At 45.8% G+C, this 17,333-nt stretch carries 16 protein-coding genes and 1 pseudogene; 6 read left to right on the forward strand and 11 right to left on the reverse strand.

What is annotated here, in order from left to right; translation table 11 throughout:
* Positions 1–2,636: bifunctional [glutamate--ammonia ligase]-adenylyl-L-tyrosine phosphorylase/[glutamate--ammonia-ligase] adenylyltransferase (gene glnE / locus GY683_RS01310; protein ID WP_297287036.1), on the reverse strand; the 2,636-nt coding region annotated here is incomplete at its 3' end.
* 90 nt (positions 2,637–2,726) lie between these two features.
* On the opposite strand from glnE, the gene tusD reads away from it, so the two are divergent.
* Genes tusD through GY683_RS01325 form a run of 3 tightly spaced genes read left to right on the forward strand, consistent with a single transcriptional unit; the run spans position 2,727 to position 3,745 of the window.
* Positions 2,727–3,107 carry a sulfurtransferase complex subunit TusD gene (gene tusD, locus GY683_RS01315; RefSeq protein WP_297287037.1) on the forward strand — a complete coding sequence of 127 codons (381 nt, stop codon included), beginning with the start codon at positions 2,727–2,729 and terminating at the stop codon, positions 3,105–3,107.
* Positions 3,108–3,119: 12 nt separating this feature from the next.
* Positions 3,120–3,428, forward strand: coding sequence for a hypothetical protein (locus tag GY683_RS01320; protein ID WP_297287038.1), 309 nt, complete (start codon positions 3,120–3,122; stop codon positions 3,426–3,428).
* Complete coding sequence (locus GY683_RS01325; protein WP_297287039.1) at positions 3,428–3,745, forward strand: TusE/DsrC/DsvC family sulfur relay protein; 318 nt, start codon at positions 3,428–3,430, stop codon at positions 3,743–3,745. Before GY683_RS01320 ends, GY683_RS01325 begins: the two co-directional genes overlap by 1 nt.
* 70 nt (positions 3,746–3,815) lie before the next feature.
* Here GY683_RS01325 and GY683_RS01330 read toward each other — a convergent pair whose 3' ends face one another.
* Positions 3,816–4,352, reverse strand: a complete 537-nt coding sequence (locus GY683_RS01330; RefSeq protein WP_297287040.1) for a tRNA (cytidine(34)-2'-O)-methyltransferase — start codon at positions 4,350–4,352, stop codon at positions 3,816–3,818.
* Positions 4,353–4,499: 147 nt separating this feature from the next.
* Between GY683_RS01330 and GY683_RS01335 the strand changes: the two genes are divergently transcribed.
* On the forward strand, positions 4,500–4,640 hold the full coding sequence (locus GY683_RS01335) for an entericidin A/B family lipoprotein (RefSeq protein ID WP_297287041.1): 141 nt from the start codon (positions 4,500–4,502) through the stop codon (positions 4,638–4,640).
* A 110-nt stretch (positions 4,641–4,750) separates the two neighbouring features.
* On the opposite strand, the gene hemW is transcribed toward GY683_RS01335, so the two are convergent.
* From hemW to GY683_RS01355, 4 genes are all read right to left on the reverse strand, one after another.
* Positions 4,751–5,953, reverse strand: coding sequence for a radical SAM family heme chaperone HemW (hemW, locus tag GY683_RS01340; protein WP_297287042.1), 1,203 nt, complete (start codon positions 5,951–5,953; stop codon positions 4,751–4,753).
* Positions 5,953–7,119 carry a DEAD/DEAH box helicase gene (locus GY683_RS01345; protein WP_297287050.1) on the reverse strand — a complete coding sequence of 389 codons (1,167 nt, stop codon included), beginning with the start codon at positions 7,117–7,119 and terminating at the stop codon, positions 5,953–5,955. The genes hemW and GY683_RS01345 overlap by 1 nt, the downstream gene beginning before the upstream one ends.
* Positions 7,120–7,193: 74 nt before the next feature.
* Entirely contained in the window at positions 7,194–7,646 is a 453-nt protein-coding gene (locus GY683_RS01350) for a hypothetical protein (RefSeq protein WP_297287043.1), read from the reverse strand.
* 153 nt (positions 7,647–7,799) lie between these two features.
* Positions 7,800–8,009, reverse strand: a complete 210-nt coding sequence (locus GY683_RS01355; protein WP_036362254.1) for a cold-shock protein — start codon at positions 8,007–8,009, stop codon at positions 7,800–7,802.
* Positions 8,010–8,317: 308 nt separating this feature from the next.
* On the opposite strand from GY683_RS01355, the gene aroQ reads away from it, so the two are divergent.
* Positions 8,318–8,800 (forward strand): type II 3-dehydroquinate dehydratase, encoded by a 483-nt coding sequence (aroQ, locus tag GY683_RS01360; RefSeq protein WP_297287044.1) that lies wholly within the window; start codon positions 8,318–8,320, stop codon positions 8,798–8,800.
* Positions 8,801–8,845: 45 nt separating this feature from the next.
* Here aroQ and ttcA read toward each other — a convergent pair whose 3' ends face one another.
* From ttcA to GY683_RS01375, 3 genes are all read right to left on the reverse strand, one after another.
* Positions 8,846–9,916, reverse strand: coding sequence for a tRNA 2-thiocytidine(32) synthetase TtcA (gene ttcA, locus GY683_RS01365; RefSeq protein WP_297287045.1), 1,071 nt, complete (start codon positions 9,914–9,916; stop codon positions 8,846–8,848).
* Between the two features lie 48 nt (positions 9,917–9,964).
* Complete coding sequence (gene rlmKL / locus GY683_RS01370; protein ID WP_297287046.1) at positions 9,965–12,739, reverse strand: bifunctional 23S rRNA (guanine(2069)-N(7))-methyltransferase RlmK/23S rRNA (guanine(2445)-N(2))-methyltransferase RlmL; 2,775 nt, start codon at positions 12,737–12,739, stop codon at positions 9,965–9,967.
* Positions 12,740–12,823: 84 nt separating this feature from the next.
* The gene (locus GY683_RS01375) at positions 12,824–14,008 is read right to left on the reverse strand and encodes a mechanosensitive ion channel family protein (protein WP_297287047.1); all 1,185 of its coding nucleotides are present in this window, start codon (positions 14,006–14,008) and stop codon (positions 12,824–12,826) included.
* 242 nt (positions 14,009–14,250) lie between these two features.
* Between GY683_RS01375 and GY683_RS01380 the strand changes: the two genes are divergently transcribed.
* Complete coding sequence (locus GY683_RS01380) at positions 14,251–15,162, forward strand: lysine exporter LysO family protein (protein ID WP_297287048.1); 912 nt, start codon at positions 14,251–14,253, stop codon at positions 15,160–15,162.
* 9 nt (positions 15,163–15,171) lie between these two features.
* Here GY683_RS01380 and GY683_RS01385 read toward each other — a convergent pair whose 3' ends face one another.
* Positions 15,172–16,434: an FAD-dependent monooxygenase gene (locus GY683_RS01385; RefSeq protein WP_297287049.1), complete on the reverse strand. Its 1,263-nt coding sequence runs from the start codon at positions 16,432–16,434 to the stop codon at positions 15,172–15,174.
* Positions 16,435–16,567: 133 nt separating this feature from the next.
* Positions 16,568–17,333: pseudogene (gene glnA, locus GY683_RS01390) on the reverse strand (glutamine synthetase); the annotation flags it as partial.

Below are 17,333 nucleotides of genomic sequence, written 5' to 3' on the forward strand. Positions count from 1 at the left end.
CTCCATAGCCCTGTTTTCGCCACTTCTTCGAAGATACGAACATTATCCGACCATATGGCCAGGTTTTGGTAGTCATGAGCAAAGGCAAGCACCACATACTGCGCTAAGAACTCAATATCCACCAGACCACCGAAGTCCTGCTTTAGATGGAATTGATGCTCTGCTGTACCACCCTCTTTGGTGCCCAGATGGGTTTGCATCTTTTGGCGCATCTCGATGACATTCGTGCGCACTTTTGCCTTATCATAAGGCTTGGTTAGAACTTCAGTGCGAATCTTATCAAAGCTTGCCATCACGCGCACATCACCGGCAATAGCGCGCGCCCTCACCAGTGCTTGATGCTCCCAAGCCCAAGCCTTATCGTGCTGATACACCTCGAACGCATGCGAAGAGACCACCATCACGCCGGCGTTACCTGAAGGTCGAAGCCTCATGTCAATCTCGTAAGCACGCCCATCACGGGTCTGCGTGGTCAGATAAGTGAGAATCTTTTGGATCAGGCGAGAGGCGAATTTCATGCCGCTTACCGCACGCTCACCATCTGTGTCTGCCTTTTCATCAATCTCATGCAAGAACACCACATCCAAATCGGATGCATAAGACATCTCAATACCGCCAAGCTTCCCATAACCAATGATCGCAAAGCCAATGTGCGCATGACTTGCTCGCTCGCCATTTTGCAGCATTGGATAACCATGTTTGCACACCAATTCATCAAAGGCGCGATACAATGCTGACTCCACCACTACCTCAGCGATGAACGTTAAGCTGTCAGACACCTTCATGATGTGGCGCAGTCCCAGCACATCTGCGGTCGCCACAGCCAGAACTTGGGTCTTTTTAAATAATCGAATATTCGCCAAGTAACTTTCATCATCAAAACGCTCCACCCGAAGCAAGCTTTGACGTAGAATGTCGGCAAGTTCTGCTTTATCTGGCAAATGCAAATAGCGCTTTTGTAAGAAGTTATCAAGCAGCATGGGGTATAGAGCCAGCTCCTTGGCGATCCAAGGGCTTGCCGATAACATCGGAATGAGCGCAATGGTGGCGTTCGGATTCTCGGCAATCATCACAAGATAGATCGAACGCCGACATATCGCCTCAAGCAAGCTTACCAGTCTTGGCACTGCCATGTCCGCACGCTCTGCACCATCTTTCTTGGCATGCTCTAATAGCGCGTGTAATATGATGGGGTAAGCAGATTCTAGGCGGGATCTTGGCTCATCATCCAGACTCTGCACCAGCTTTGATGACATGAATTCATCAAGCGCTTGCACGCTTTCATCACTTAGCACGTCTTTGATTTCCCGCCAAGCATCCTTAGTATTACTTAGCTCTTGGGTGGGGCTTTGGCGATCTGTTACCATGCGCTCAAAAGGCACAGACACCTTTTGTCGATGTGTGTCAAGCGCCTGCCGAAAATCATCAACACCATCAAAGCCCATAATCTGAGCGATGGCGGTTAATTCATCAAGGTCTTTAGGTAGTTTTTGGGTTTGTTTGTCGTGGCGTGCTTGAATGGCGTGCTCGAGCCGTCTTAAGAACCGATAAGCTGCCGCCAATTCATCCGCCTCTGTGCGCGACAAGTAATCAAACTCATCAAGCACACTGATGGCATCAAGACACGATAAATTCTCCCCAAGTGCCGCCTGGTGCCCGCCGTATATCAATGCAAATGCCTGTACGATGAATTCAATGTCACGAATACCACCAACACCAAGCTTAACATTATCCAAATCCTGACGCTGTGTCTGCTGACTGACGATCATCGACTTCATCTCACGTAGCGCACCAAATGCACTGTAGTCGATATAATAACGATAGACGAAGTTCTTGCGTAAATTAAGTATTTGCATCAAAAATGACTCAGAAACCTCATTCGCCACTCGTGCTTTTAGCCAAGCAAATCTCTCCCAAGTGCGCCCATGCTGACCAAAATACTTCTCAAGCGCAGCCGTCGTCATCACAAGCGGCGAACAATCACCCCACGGACGCAGCCGCATGTCCACCCGAAACACAAAGCCATCCGCCGTCACCTCATCGAGCAGACGGATGATGCCACGACCAAGGTTGGTCATGAATTTTTGATTGTCAATGCTTTTTTTGCCGTGTTCGCTCGTGTCACTCTCGCCCACCCCCTTATGAATAAAGATCAAATCAATGTCACTGGATAAGTTTAGCTCCATCGCACCCAGCTTACCCATGGCGATCACCGCGAATTCATCTACTTGTTTTCGCCCTTCAACCACCGTCATCGGCACGCCATATCTCTCAACCAGTCTGTCATAGACGTGGTTTTTGGCATGGCAGATGCAGGCATTGGTAAACTCTGATAGCTCCTCCATCAGCTTTTCAAGCTCTATCACGCCCAGCGCATCCTGCCAGATCCATTTTAGCATGAGCAGATTACGAAGCTGTCTAAGTCCTATCATCAAAGCATCTTCATCTAGATGCGCTGCAAATCGCCCAATCAACGCATCAAAATCATCTCGGGTCAGCGCACGCTCAAATCCAAATTCCCCCAAGAATGCTTGCGCCTCGTCAGTTTTTTTATCATAAATTGAATAGGCAAAAGGACTGGCAAGATTTAGAATCTCAAGCTCGGTTTGGGTGGGTCTAAATACGGGTGTCATCATGATAGATAAATTTTAAAAAGCCGCTCAATTTTGCCATTTTACACCAAAAATTACGCTATAATAAGCACAAATTTGATGATTTTTTGATTTATGACAACTTTATTACTCATCACTTCAAGCCCACACAGCCACCAAGGCAAGAAGGCTGTACGCACTGCCAAAGAACGCTTAACAGCTGGCGAGATGCTCAGCGTATTTTTTTATGGTGATGGCGCATACACCGCCAGCCGCCTACTTTGGCAGACCGCCGATGTTCCCAGCATAACCGATGAATGGGCGAGACTCTCACAACAGCACAATCTAGACCTGCCTGTATGTGTTAGCACGGCACTGGCTCGCGGTATTACTGATGTCGATAACGCCAATCGGCACAGTCTTGATGGCGATAATCTGCGTGCGCCCTTTCGCCTGGTTGGGCTATCAGAATTAGCATTGCAGATCGACGACGACGTTACCGTGATTCAGTTTTAGTGAGAGATTGGCATGAGATTTTTAATAAATATAAAATCAGACAGCGAGCTAATCACTTATGAAGCGATCGCACTAGGTTTTACCTTAGCCAGCTTCGATCATGAGGTGCAGTTTTATTTCACAGATAAATCTTCCATCGTCCTAGCAGACAGTGAATCACGCCTTTATGGTATGGTTCAGTCGCTTGAGCTATACGACTTACCAAAGGCTTGGGCAGCATTTGATGTCAATCAATTCAATGATGTCATCAAGGATGTGCTTACTCAGACAGAAGGCATGCAAGTTGATTTGTCTTTATTTGACAGCGTATTGGAGTTTTGATGACAGACTTAATACTGGATGCTGATGGGCACCTCCAAGACCATACACAATGGACGCCAAGCGTCGCACAGACTTTGGCGAATACTCTAGATGTCAAGCTTACCGATGTTCATTACCGAATCTTGATGCAAGTTCGGACTTTTTTTGACAAATACCATCATAGCCCCGCCACACGCCCGCTTATCAAGCATTTATCAACCACCTTACCCGATGATGAGATTAATAATGCCAAATTGCAAGTATTATTTAACACAGGTCTGGTGGCGCGTCACGTCAATCGCATCGCAGGATTGCCCAAGCCCCCAAACTGCCTATAAAGCCGAAAGCCAAATAACCCTAAACAACAAAAAGGCGATGCACAAACATCGCCTTTAATATCAAATCCGATCAATCCTCAGGACGGGATGAGAGTCGATGATAACCCACACTCTCGCCAACGTCCCCCGCAAAGCCCAACTGTCGCCATATCTCATAGAGACAAATAGACACAGAATTGGCAAGGTTTAGGCTGCGTGACTCTGGCAGCATAGGCAGTCTGAGCCAATTATCCACGCCAATGTCATCACGCACATCCTGAGGCAGCCCATCCGTCTCAGAGCCAAACACAAGCGCGACATCACCGCCATCAGCATGGTTAAAATCATGCTCATAAAAAGAATGGCTAAACTTCGTCGTCATCGCAACCATCTTGTGAATGCCCTGAGCGTTTAGCGCATCTCGGCACTCTCTCCAATCCTCATACACTCGCATTTGGGCGTATTCATGATAATCCAGCCCCGCTCGTTTTAGTTTGGTGTCATCAAGGTCAAACGCCAAAGGTCGAACCAGATGCAGCTTTGCACCTGTATTGGCGCACAGACGGATGATGTTGCCCGTGTTATTTGGAATCTTGGGAGAAAATAATACAATATGGATGGTGGTCATGGTTTTCGATTAATCAATTTTTAAGTTTACATTTAATAACTTAAAGTTACATACAATTACACAAAGTTGGTCAAAATTTCGCTAATATAAGTTTAAGTTCATTAGAAAAGAACTTATTCCAACCCATAGCTTTCAAAGGAAATTCCCATGAAAAAACTAATCATCGCTGCTGTTGCCGCTGCTTTTGTTCTAACTGGTTGTAACACTGTTAAAGGTTTTGGTAAAGACGTATCTAAAGCTGGTGACGCAGTAACTGACGGCGCACAAAAAGTTCAAAAGAAAATGTAATTTCTTTTGAAATTAGTAATAAAATGCCGAAATTTATCAAGTTTTCGGCATTTTATTTTTAGTGTAAATCAATCAAAAATTAACAATTAGATTAGCCAATCGCCAAATCATCACAAAAATGAACGCACCAAATGATTCACATATCTAAAGCCCATCGCAGTCGGGCTTAGTAGATTGGCATCATGCACCATAAAACCTTCATGCTGCAATGGCAAAAGCTCATTGTCAATCGTACTGACAAACAGCCCTGTACGCTCCTCGAACATCTGCGTGCTGGCACCATGGCGCAATCTTAACGCATTCATCATAAATTCAAATGGCAAATTCTCTTCACTGATTTTTTCAAAGTTTACCATCTTAGGCGCTGATGATTCGGTATTCATGTAGTCCTTGGGAAGGCGCGATTTATGAAAACGATAAATGCCATCGCCATGTTCAGGATGTCCGTGCAATGTGACTTTGCCGTGCGCACCTGCACCGATCGCCAGATAATCGCCAAACTGCCAATAATTAATATTGTGTTTGCATGGCGCATCATCCTTACCCGCCCATGCTGACACTTCATAATTATCAAAGCCATGCTTAATTAGTAACGCACGCCCTGCTTCTTCGATGGACTCCAGCACATCTTCTTCGGGCAGATCAGGGGGTGCACGATAAAAGGCTGTATTAGGTTCAATGGTCAGCTGATACCAAGAGATGTGTGTCGCGCCAGCGTTGATGGCAGTTTGCAGATCATGAACCGCCAAGTCTGCTGTCTGATTCGGCAGTCCATGCATCAGATCTACATTAATACGGCGGAATCCCGCTTGCTTGGAATTACGGATGGCGTTAATGGCTTGGTTGGGATTATGAATGCGCCCAAGTACTCGCAGCACCTTCTCATTAAAGGTCTGCACGCCGATGGATAGTCGATTAATCCCAAGCGCCAGATACTCCTCAAAAGGCGCATGCTCTACCGTGCCTGGATTAACCTCAAGGGTAATCTCACAATCATTTGCAAAGGCATACATCGCACAAAGCGCATCGAACAATCTTGCAAACTCATGAACGGGCAATAGCGACGGCGTACCGCCACCGATGAATACCGAATGAATCTGACGCCCCTGCGCAAAAGACAGCTGAGAACGCGCATCCAAAATCATCGCATCCACATAATCCGAGTATGGTGCAGTCAGTGCAGCATCATCAGATGAGTCGGGCAGCGCATGTGAATTAAAATCACAATACGGACATTTCTTCACACACCACGGGATATGGATGTATAATGACAAAGGGATGCGTTCAGGCAGCAGCTCCAAAAGAGGATTCATCAATCATCACTCTTAGGGCTATCAACAGCATCAGCAGGCTTAAAATCAAACTGATTCAGCTTAAATTTAATCCCAACATGATCTTCAAGCGCAGGCAGATTAAAAGCATCATTCTCGCTAACGAAGCTAATAGACACACCTGTATGCCCTGCACGCCCTGTACGGCCGATACGATGTACATAGTCGTCAGGCATCTCAGGCAAGGTATAATTCACGACATGAGTCACATCATCAACATGGATGCCACGCCCTGCCACGTCTGTGGCGACCAGAATATTTACTTCACCTTCTTTAAAGCGCTGTAGATATCTTTCTCGCTTTTGCTGAGCGACATCTCCTGAGAGCATGGTAACTTCAAATTGACGGCGAAGATTGTCATACAGACGTTTTACCTGATCTTTACGATTGGCGAAGACGATGGTTTTTTTGACATCATCGCCCGAGAGAATCTCTCGCAGTGCCGACATCTTCTCACGCTCGGTCAGCAGATAAAACTGCTGGTCAATGGCTTTGTTCGTTTTGCTCTCAGGTGCAATCTCCACAAAAGCAGGATTATTGAGCCAACGATACGCTAAATTCATCACATCAGTATTGAATGTCGCTGAGAATAGTAGGCTTTGGCGATGGGTATTGGCAGGCATGTGTCGCACAATGCGCTTAATATCAGGGATGAATCCCATGTCAAGCATGCGATCAGCCTCATCAAGCACGAACACCTCAACCCGATCTAAGAACAGAACGCCTTTTTGCACCCAATCAATAATACGACCAGGCGTGCCAATCAAAATATCCAGTGGGCGATGCTCAAGCTGCTTGGCTTGTTTATCAAAGTCGGCACCGCCCGTGATGCAAAGATTATAAAGATCGCTAAATCTGGTCAGCTCTCGACAGTCAGCATAAATCTGCTGCGCCAATTCACGCGTCGGCGCCAGAATAAGCGCACGCGGCTCACCTAAGAACCTTGGCTCATCCTCACCAAAAGGACGCTTCAATAACGATTCAATGATGGTAATCAAGAACGTCGCTGTCTTGCCAGTGCCAGTCTGAGCCTGACCAATGGCATCTTGATTGGCAAGTGTATGCGGCAGAATCTGAGACTGAATGGGTGTCAGATTCTCAAAATTCAGCGCACGAATCGCCTTCAATGTCGTCTCGGACAATGGCAAATCGTGGAATTTTACAAAACCTGATGAAGTAGTTGTGTCTTTATTGGCTTGATGGCTCAAATTAATATCCTTAGTTATTTTTGGGCGGCCTGCATTTTTTTGAGTGCTTGCTCGCCTTCTTTTTCGCCAAGCAAAATACCCAAACAGGCAAGACCTGATTCTACGGCATTGGCTTGAACGATTTCACGTTTTTTGTCATCAGAAGTTTGGATTGGCTGCTTATAGATGATGGTTGATAGGCTGTCTTGCCAGAATTCTTTGACAAATGCGGTTACTTCATCATCGCCATGCTGCTTGATCAAATCAGCAGCAACTTCGTCCATGGTTTTTTTGGCTTCAGTTTCTGAGATGTTTGATTGATGCATGGCAGAGATGTTGAATACACCCTCAGACACGACATCACAGATGTTTAGCGCGCCTTTTTCTGCATTGGTTAGCGCATCTGCGCCTTTATTGTCAGCAGCCATGGCTGATGCGCCCATCGTTACTGCCAATGCGCCGATTGCTAATTTTTGTGCAAACTTCATATGATTACTCCTAAATTGTCACATAAAAATGCCACTACAATAGCGTATTATATCAATTTATGCAAATGATTTGAAAATTATCTAAGAAATTCAGACCGCTTACAGCAACAAAAAGCCCGCCAAAATAGCGGACTTTTATGGGTCAAAAAAGCGTTACAGCTTGCTTACTTCTTCAGCTTGCAATCCTTTATCACCCTCAGTCACGACAAATTCCACAGCCTGACCTTCTTTTAAAGAGCGGTAGCCCTCGCCAAGAATCGCGCGGAAATGCACAAAAACATCCTCACCTGTAGCACGTTGAATGAAACCAAAGCCTTTGGAATCATTAAACCACTTTACAGTACCTTGTTCACGAACTGACATATTTCATTCCTATCTATAACGCTTGTTACGCCAAAGCCTAAGCAAGCAAGTTGAGCAAGTCGGGCAAACACCCACACCTTAAAAACACCCATTCACTGTCATGGCTAATACAATCACACGCTTTGCTAGACAATTACAAAAAACCACATCTGCGAATAACTGCTGTAAATTATCATATCAATGATAAACCAAGAATACAAGTGTTTTTGTGGAATAATGACCGAAATTTTCCGCCAATATCATCAATACACCCAAAATCCTCACAAATCTGATAAAATAAAGCAAATTCACCAAATCAAGCAATCAACATGGAACAAATTGGCCCATCCAAGAAAATTCTTCTCATCAACGGCCCCAACTTGCATCTTCTGGGTAAACGCGAACCTGAGATCTACGGCACGACCACTTTAAATGACATCATAGAGCGACTCACCAAGACAGCCAAATCGCACGGCATTGAACTCATTAGCCTACAATCAAATCACGAGGGCGACATCGTTGATGCCATTGGCAATTTGGGTCTGCTTTGTGAGTCACCCATTGATGCTGTTATCATCAATCCTGCCGCATTCACTCATACCTCAGTCGCCATTCGAGATGCGCTATCAGCCATCAATAAGCCTTTTGTTGAGGTGCATCTGTCCAACGTGCACGCTCGTGAGCCGTTTCGCTCGCATTCGTATTTTTCGGATAAGGCGGTCGGTGTCATCTGCGGGCTTGGCGACATGGGTTATGACATGGCGCTTACGTGGTTTTTAAAAAATCTCTACAAAATCAACCTTTCACATTGAGTACTTATTACCCGATAAAAAAGCCCTAAATTTAGGGCTTTTTTATTAATCCAGCACAGGGTTAATCGTTGGGATTTTGTTGCTAAATTTTGGGTTAAAGGTCTGCACTTGTGGGGCGGTTGGCAAGCCAATATCGGCAAGTTTTTCGCTTACGCCCACTTGGATATTGTCCCCCTCAAACAACCGCTCATCGTCCGTCCGCTCGGTTTTTAGACTTTCAAAATCAAACAATTCACGGTCGGCAAGCTGGCTTGGGGCGACATTTTGCAAGGCTTTAAACATACTGGCTAGGCGTTTTGGGTGAGCATTATCCCACTCCCGGAGCATGTCATTGATCATCGCCCGTTGCAGGTTTTCTTGTGAGCCACACAGCCCACAAGGGATAATGGGAAACTGCTTATAATTGGCGTATTTAATAATATCCTTTTCGGCAACATAGGCAAGCGGACGGATAAGCACGTTTTGCTTGTCATCGGATAATAGCTTAGGGGGCATGGCTTTGAGACTTCCGCCATGAAACAAATTCAAAAAGAAAGTCGCCAAAATATCATCACGATGATGACCGAGTGCAATCTTGGTCGCCCCAATCTGCTTGGCAAAGCCGTACAACGAGCCACGTCTTAGGCGAGAGCAAGCCGAGCAGTAAGTTTTGCCTTCTGGCACGACTGATTTTACGATACTATACGTGTCCTTTTCTAGGATATAATGCGGAATGCCTTGTTTGGATAGGTATTCGGGCAGGACGTGTTCGGGAAAATTGGGCTGTTTTTGGTCAAGATTGACCGCCACAACATCAAAGTTAATCGGGGCAATGCGTTTTAAAAACAGTAAAATATCAAGCAACGTAAAGCTGTCCTTACCGCCTGAGATACACACCATGACGACATCGCCGTCTTCAATCATGTTAAAATCACGAATCGCCCACGATACTTCTTTACGCAGTTTCTTTTGTAATTTCTTGAAGCGGGCGGATTTGATACCGTCATCAAAGTCATGCTCATCATCGCCGTCCGTGTCCGTCTCTCGCTCGCTGTCGGCAGATAAGGCGTGAATGATTTCAGAATGGCTTTCTACATCGTTTAGGATTTCATCGCTCAAGGTTTGGCTGTCTGTCATGGCTATTTCTCAAATTTCTTTAGAACATCTTTGATCTTAAAATAAACATCAAGATTTCGGTTTTACCGTATATTTTTTAGGCTTATCAGTCTGCGCAGTTTCAATTGGTACAGCAACCAATTTACCATCAATCTTTTCATAGCGAACTTTTGGCTTATCTGATTTTAGGGTCTCAGTTTGGTCTTTAAAGTCTCTGTCACGATGATCTCGTTTAAAGTCTTTTTTGCCGCCAAAGCTTTCTTTAGAATTCGTTCTAAAACCACCCTTAAAATCATCTGATTTTTTATCACGTCTTTTAAAGTCGTCTCGCTTAGAATTGGATTTTTTGAAGTCTTTAGAATCGTCTTTGAATCGATTCTTTTTGAATTCGTCTTTTTCGGTGTGGCGCCTTGTATTATAAACTTCATCATCTGTAATCTGAGCTTTAGCATCGAATTCATCAGATGACTGACTGATGGTTTTTTTGCCGTTTTTATGGCGGATTTGATAGCTTTGATGGATGGGTTTTTTTGGGTTAAAGTCAAAACCGATGGTCTTATCCGTGATACACACTACGTCATAGCGAGCGCTTAGGCTCTCATCCAATTCAAAACGCGTGTAGTTATTACTAAAATATAGTACACCATCCGCAGACAAGCGGTTCATCGCGCGATTAATCAGGGCAACATGATCCCTTTGAACATCAAAGGTGCCTTTGAATTTCTTGGAGTTTGAGAAAGTCGGCGGATCGATGAATATCACGTCATACTGCTCGGTGTGGTCTTTGATCCATTCAAAGACATCAGATGCGATGAACTGATATTTTGGCACGCCTTCATATTCAGCATCAAGCACTAGGCCATTTAGGGCGAAATTCTGCTTACCCCAATCTAGATAATTGGCGGACAAATCTACACTCGTGACCGATCTTGCACCCGCCATTGCGGCGTGTACACTTGCCGTACATGTATAGGCGAATAGGTTTAACACGCGCTTGGCACGACTGGCGTTAGCGACGATTTGACGCATGTTGCGATGGTCGATGAACAGCCCCGTATCCAGATAATCAGTGAAATTCACATACAGGTACGCCTCGTGCTCACGCGCGACGTACATTTTTTTGCGCTTGGTGTCGGCATTAGGATTCTTGGTGTATTGCTCGTTTCCTGATTGTCTGGCGCGCGTCTTGATAAACACATCTTCTCGGAATACGCCCAGCACTTCACGCACCCCATTTAACACCAGATTGAATCTAGCCTTGGCGACGTCGGCAGGGATTTGCTTAGGTGGTGCGTATTCTTGCACATGCACCTTATCGCCATACAAGTCAATCGCGACATTATAATTTGGCAGATCGGCATCATAAACACGCAAATTGGTGACGTCGTCAGTCTTGGCAAGCTTCTTTAGATGCGCCAAGTTCTTTTGGAAGCGGTTGATGAATTCTTGCGATTCTTCATTAATAATGTCACGCTTAACGAAACTCTCAATTAAGCTGTCTTCTTTGGTTAAATCAAGCGCGCCATGACGAAAATACACCGTCAGCGCACCATTATGACAGCGTAGCGTCTTAGGATCGATGATCGGCAGCGTATCGACATGCTCCACATGGCTGCCCAGCACTGCCATGTCAGCACGGGTCACGCCTGCCTGCATCAGCCCATCCACCACCGACAAGCCAAGCCCGTGATATAGTGGCTTAATAAAATCACTCTCACCCAAACGCTCACCATAAGGTGGGTTTGTGATGATTAGCGGATGGTCTGCACGGATTTTTGATAATGTGTCTTTTAGCCCTGAGACTGCCTTTTGTTGTAAGGTAATGTGACCAATGATGGGCGCTAAACCCGATGCCAATAGATTCTGATGGCAGGCATGAACCGCATTGGCATCTGCATCCAATGCGATGACTGTAGGTGGGTTTTGGGCAAGCTTATCTAGATTGGCATGGAATCTCTCACTAGCACGGCTCACAGCTTCCTGCCAAAGCGCATCATCATGATACGCCCAATGATAAAAACCAAACTCCGCCGTTGTCTTATCAAGTCCCACCGGATAGTCAGCACGCATGAGCAACGCCTCTGTGATGAACGTACCCGACCCACACATCGGATCGATCAGCGCATCATGCTCACCTCTATGCCAATTCGACTCATATAATAACGCAGCAGCTAGGTTCTCTTTTAAGGGTGCAGCGGTATTAACCACGCGATAGCCGCGGCGATGCAGACTGGTACCTGATAAATCCAAAAATAACTCAGCAAATTTATTATTCGCCGCCGCAAAGATATGAAAATCTGGCGTCTTAGAGACATCAGGACGTTCGCCAAATTGCTTATTAAAATTATCCGCAATGGCATCCTTAATACGTAGCGTGGCGAACTGCTGGTTTACGGTCAGACGCTTATCCGTGGATAAGCGAATGGCAAAAGTATCATCCAGACCAAAAACCTTTGCCCAGTCGTATCGTGCAGCGAACTTATAAAGCGCCTCAGGCACGTCTTCATCGATGATCTGAGTGTCTAGCGTGCGGGCAACGGTGCGCCCTTTGGCGTCTTTTGAGATTTGATTGGTGGTTGCTTGTTTTTGCTTAAAATGATACTCACCGATTGGCAGCAGCACACGGCTCGCCACACGGCTGTACAGACAGATGTGGTAGAATTTGGCAAGGCTCACTTGCACACGAATACGCCCTGCGCGCAGAATCTCACCCGCCAAGCCAAAGCTATCAAGCTCAATCAATAGCGCATTTTCAAGCCCGTCAGCACAAGTGATGATCAGCTCAAAATCATTAACATTGAACTTCTCAAAAGGGTTAATCAGGACAGGGGTGTGACTACTCATAATTTTCTCAAAAATACGCAAGGCAAATAAACCGCCTATTATAGCATATTTTGAATGTATTTTTGCTTGATTATTGGATGGTGGTTAGTTTTTGCGAGCGGCAGATTCTAGATCTTCTTCGATGCGCTCTGTCGTCTCCACCTGGCCGGTGGGGATGTGCAGGATATTATGATCATCAACGATCAGGCGCATGTGCGGATAAGGCGCTTTAATCCCTGCTTCGTCTAGGGCGCGTTTGATTTTCTCGTTGATGTTTTCTTTGATGATTGGAATGCGCGCTACAGATAATGGCGCCACCCAAAATCGCACGATGAAGTACACGCCAGATTCACCAACTTCCGCCACGGTTGCCATAGGTGCAGGATGCTTTAGCACCACTTCATCTTTGGCAAGCGTCTTAACGATGATGCTTCGAGCTTGACTGATGTCCGCCTCCAAGGCAATGCGTGCTTTGACATCAAAACGAATCATCTTCTTAGAAGTAAGATTAACCACCTCAGACGACGCCACGGTAGCGTTGGGAATGATGATAATGATATTATCACGATCAAGAATCTGCGTTGCTCGTAGCGAAATCTTCACCACGCGCCCTTCTTTATCGCCCAAGCGAATCCAATCACCCACTTGAAACGACTGCTCAATCAAGATAGTGATGCCCGCGATGAAGTTAGCAAGCGTACTTTGGGCAGCAAAACCCACAGCCAAACCCACAATACCAAGACCTGCCACCAGTGACACGATGTCAAAGCCAAACTGAGCCAACACACTCGCTGTCGTCAGTACCAAGATAATGACAAGAATCATGTTCTTTAGCAGCTGCTCGATGGATGCGTTTAGCTCATAGTGCTTTAAAACACCGCTTAGCATCTTGCCCGACATTGTCCACAGCACATAATAAAAGCCCGCCCAGCCTGCCGCCTTCGCTGTCGCCTTCACTGTGTCTGTGTGAAAACCAATCTGCATCATGATCGCAATGAGGCTAGCGACGAACCACGTATATCGCAGCACCGCACGCATCACGCGCACCTGACGCTGAGATAAGTGCAAAAAGGTACGTGCATGCTTGACGCAATACACCAAAAACCAATAGATAAACCCAATAACCGCAAGCAAAATAACGATCTTAATCGCAGTCGCCGCAAGCGCAAGACCACGATCCGCCCAGTTTAAGGTCTGATCATCAAGCGAACCGCCCAAAAATAAATACACGCTTTGGTATAAGTCGCGCATGATATTTTCAAAAAACCGGGTGATATTCTGGGTGTTCATAATCTAAAGGTGGCGTTAAAGGCAGCTTGGTGTTAAAATGATATAATACGCATAACTTAATGGCTTATCGCAAGACATCCGTTAAGTTTGCTTATTTTAACAAAATTTACCGCCAAATAATTGCTTTATTTGAATTTTTTCGTCAATGAATCATGGTTTTTGGCGGATTTTTATTTTTTTGGCTATTTAAAATAACAAAACCAAAAATCAACCCTCGATACGGCACGGCATAAGTTATCAAGATGAATGGACTGATCACCTTATTACTCATATTAGCACCAATGTTTATCGGCTTTGCGCTGCCCAGCCGCCCAAACTGGGTGGGTACTGTCGAGCGCGCATTGAATTATTTGGTGTTCTTAATTTTGATTGTGATTGGCATCGAGCTGGGTCTTGTTGAGAATCTAAGCCAAAAAGTCGGTGCAATTACATTATATCTAAGCACGCTGATTGCCCTGACCATTGGCATGGGCACGGCCGCACTGATTGCCTTTGATAAGTTCATGCCGTCCTCTACACATACTCACCAGCATAATAACACTAAGCCCAAAATCAGCTTGCGTGGTAGCCTTGTACAGATTGGCTGTCTGGTGATTGGTTTTGCCATCGCAAAAATTTTACCAGGCAGCCTACTGCCGCCAGATAGCACGACTACCGTATTATTGATGGCGCTATTATTTTTGGTGGGGGTTAGCCTAAAAGGATCAGGCGTTACATTAAAAGAAGCCATGCTAAACAAGCGCGGACTTCAGATTAGCGCTGTATTTATGGCGATCACCCTGCTCTCAGGCGTTGTATTTGCATTACTTTTTGAAGAAGTATCCATCACCAAGGGTTTGGCCTTGGCTTCAGGATTTGGCTGGTATTCTCTATCAGGCACTGTGATGACGGACGCCTATGGCGCGGTATGGGGCAGCGTCGCCTTGCTTAATGACCTATCAAGAGAAATCATCGCACTAATCTTTATCCCATGGGTCATGCGCTACTCGCAGTCAGCCGCGATTGGACTTGGTGGTGTGACCAGTCTTGATTTTACCCTGCCGACACTCACCCAAGCAGGCGGCACTAAGATCGTACCCATCGTGATTAGTTTTGGCTTTATTACTAATGTCATCTCGCCGATTTTGATGGTATTTTTTAGTACGTTGGGATAGCTAGCAGCATCACAATCCGCTTGCTTTGTGATTAAAAAAATCCATCAACGGGCGAATCTTACCAGTAAAATTCACCATCTCAGCACGCAAAAACCGCATGGGTTCTTTTTGAAACGCGCTGCCTGCAAACGCATAATTTATCATTGAAAAACTGTGCATCATTAACGCATTCTGAGCGCGCCTTGTACGCTCATATCGACTCAATACTTGGGCGGAAAATAGGTTTTGGTTTTTTGCCTTGGCTTGCTTAATCAAGTCAAGCAGTGCTTTGACATCCGCCAATCCAAGATTAAGCCCTTGACCCGCCAGTGGGTGCACGCCATGCGCCGCATCACCGATGAGTAAGGTGTGGGGCGCTGTATATGTCTTAGCAACTTGGGCAGAAAGCGGAAAACTTGCAATCGATTCAATATGAAGAATCTCCCCAAGCTCAAATCCGCTCGCTAGGCTCAGCTTATCTGCAAGCTGTCTGGGCGGCAACATCAGATATTCCTCGGCAGCTGGGGTCGGAAGCGTCCACACCACCGATTGCCAATGACCATCATCACCCTCTTCAAGGTCTGCGAGTGGTAATAACGCCAATGTTCCTGTTGGCAGCATGGCTTGGCGCGCTGTATCCTCATGCGGGCGCGTAGTCTTAATGGCGCAGCAGATTGCCGTCTGATAATAATCCAAACGATCCACCTCGATCCCAGCTAACCTGCGCACTGCAGAACCCCTACCATCCGCACCAACCATCAGACGCGCATTGATGGTGCTACTAGCGCGGTCTGTATCGCATACTCGAACACTGACGCCATCATGCTGCACATCGATACCGATCCGCCCATCGATATAAGTCGCACTTAATATCGTCAAGAATGCCGCAACATCCGCATGAGAGACGCGTTTGTCTAGCGCATCATTGATCACACTAGGCTCAACCATACTGCCCATCAAGCTTGGCGTTAGTGATGATTTGGCAAAATTAAGCTCACCGCGCCCATCCCCTTGCCACACATGCATCTGTGTATAATCGGCACGCCGCACAAAATCATCTGCGCCAATATCCCTAAACAACTCAAGGCTTAATAAATTCAGCGCATACACACGAGCGTCTCTTTTGGCAAGCATCGCCTGTCTATCTGCAGCACTAAGCTTAGGCTTAATGTCAATCAGCACTACCCGATGATGAAGCTTAGCAAGACCAATCGCAAGACACATGCCCACGGCACCACCACCAACAATCAAAACATCGGTATCTATTTTCTTGGCTGAATTTAATGTGCTCATGCGCTTGCTCACTTATAAATAATATCCAACATTGTACCCAAAATTACCCTTATTTGACAATAAATCAATTATTGATTCATGGATAATAAAAAAGCACAAAGATAACTTTGTGCTTTTTTTAGAGATTTGGTCATTACACACGATAGTACATGTCAAACTCAAGTGGGTGTACTGCTTCGTTGATTTTTTGAACTTCTTTCATCTTAAGCGCGATATAACTTTCGATCATCTCTTTGCTAAATACGTCGCCTTTTAGTAGGAAGTCATGATCATCGCGCAGGGCATTAAGTGCCACTTCAAGGTTCTCTGCTACTGTCGGGATGAGCGCCTCTTCTTCTGGCGGTAGATCATATAAGTTCTTGTCCGCTGCCTCACCTGGATCGATCTTATTCTCGATACCGTCAAGACCTGCCATTAGTAGCGCCGCAAAGCACAAATAAGGGTTCGCTGATGGATCAGGGAATCGCGCTTCAATACGGACTGCCTTGGGGCTGGTCACGTGCGGAATACGGATCGATGCCGAACGGTTAGATGCAGAATAAGCCAGCTTAATTGGCGCTTCGAAGTGTGGTACGAGACGCTTGTAGCTGTTGGTGCTTGGGTTAGTGATGGCGTTTAGCGCTCGTGCGTGCTTGATGATACCACCGATGAAATATAATGCAGTCTTTGATAGACCAGCATATTCATCACCTGAGAATGTATTACCGCCATCCTTAGAGCTAGACATGTTTACGTGCATGCCTGAGCCATTATCGCCAACCAGCGGCTTTGGCATAAAGGTGGCAGTTTTGCCAAATTGATTAGCTACGTTTTGAACGATGTATTTAAATTGCTGAACTTCGTCTGCTTTTTTTACCAACGTATTGAAGGAGATACCAATTTCAAGCTGACTGCTCGCC

This window comes from Moraxella sp., assembly GCF_024227015.1.
Lineage (GTDB): Bacteria > Pseudomonadota > Gammaproteobacteria > Pseudomonadales > Moraxellaceae > Moraxella.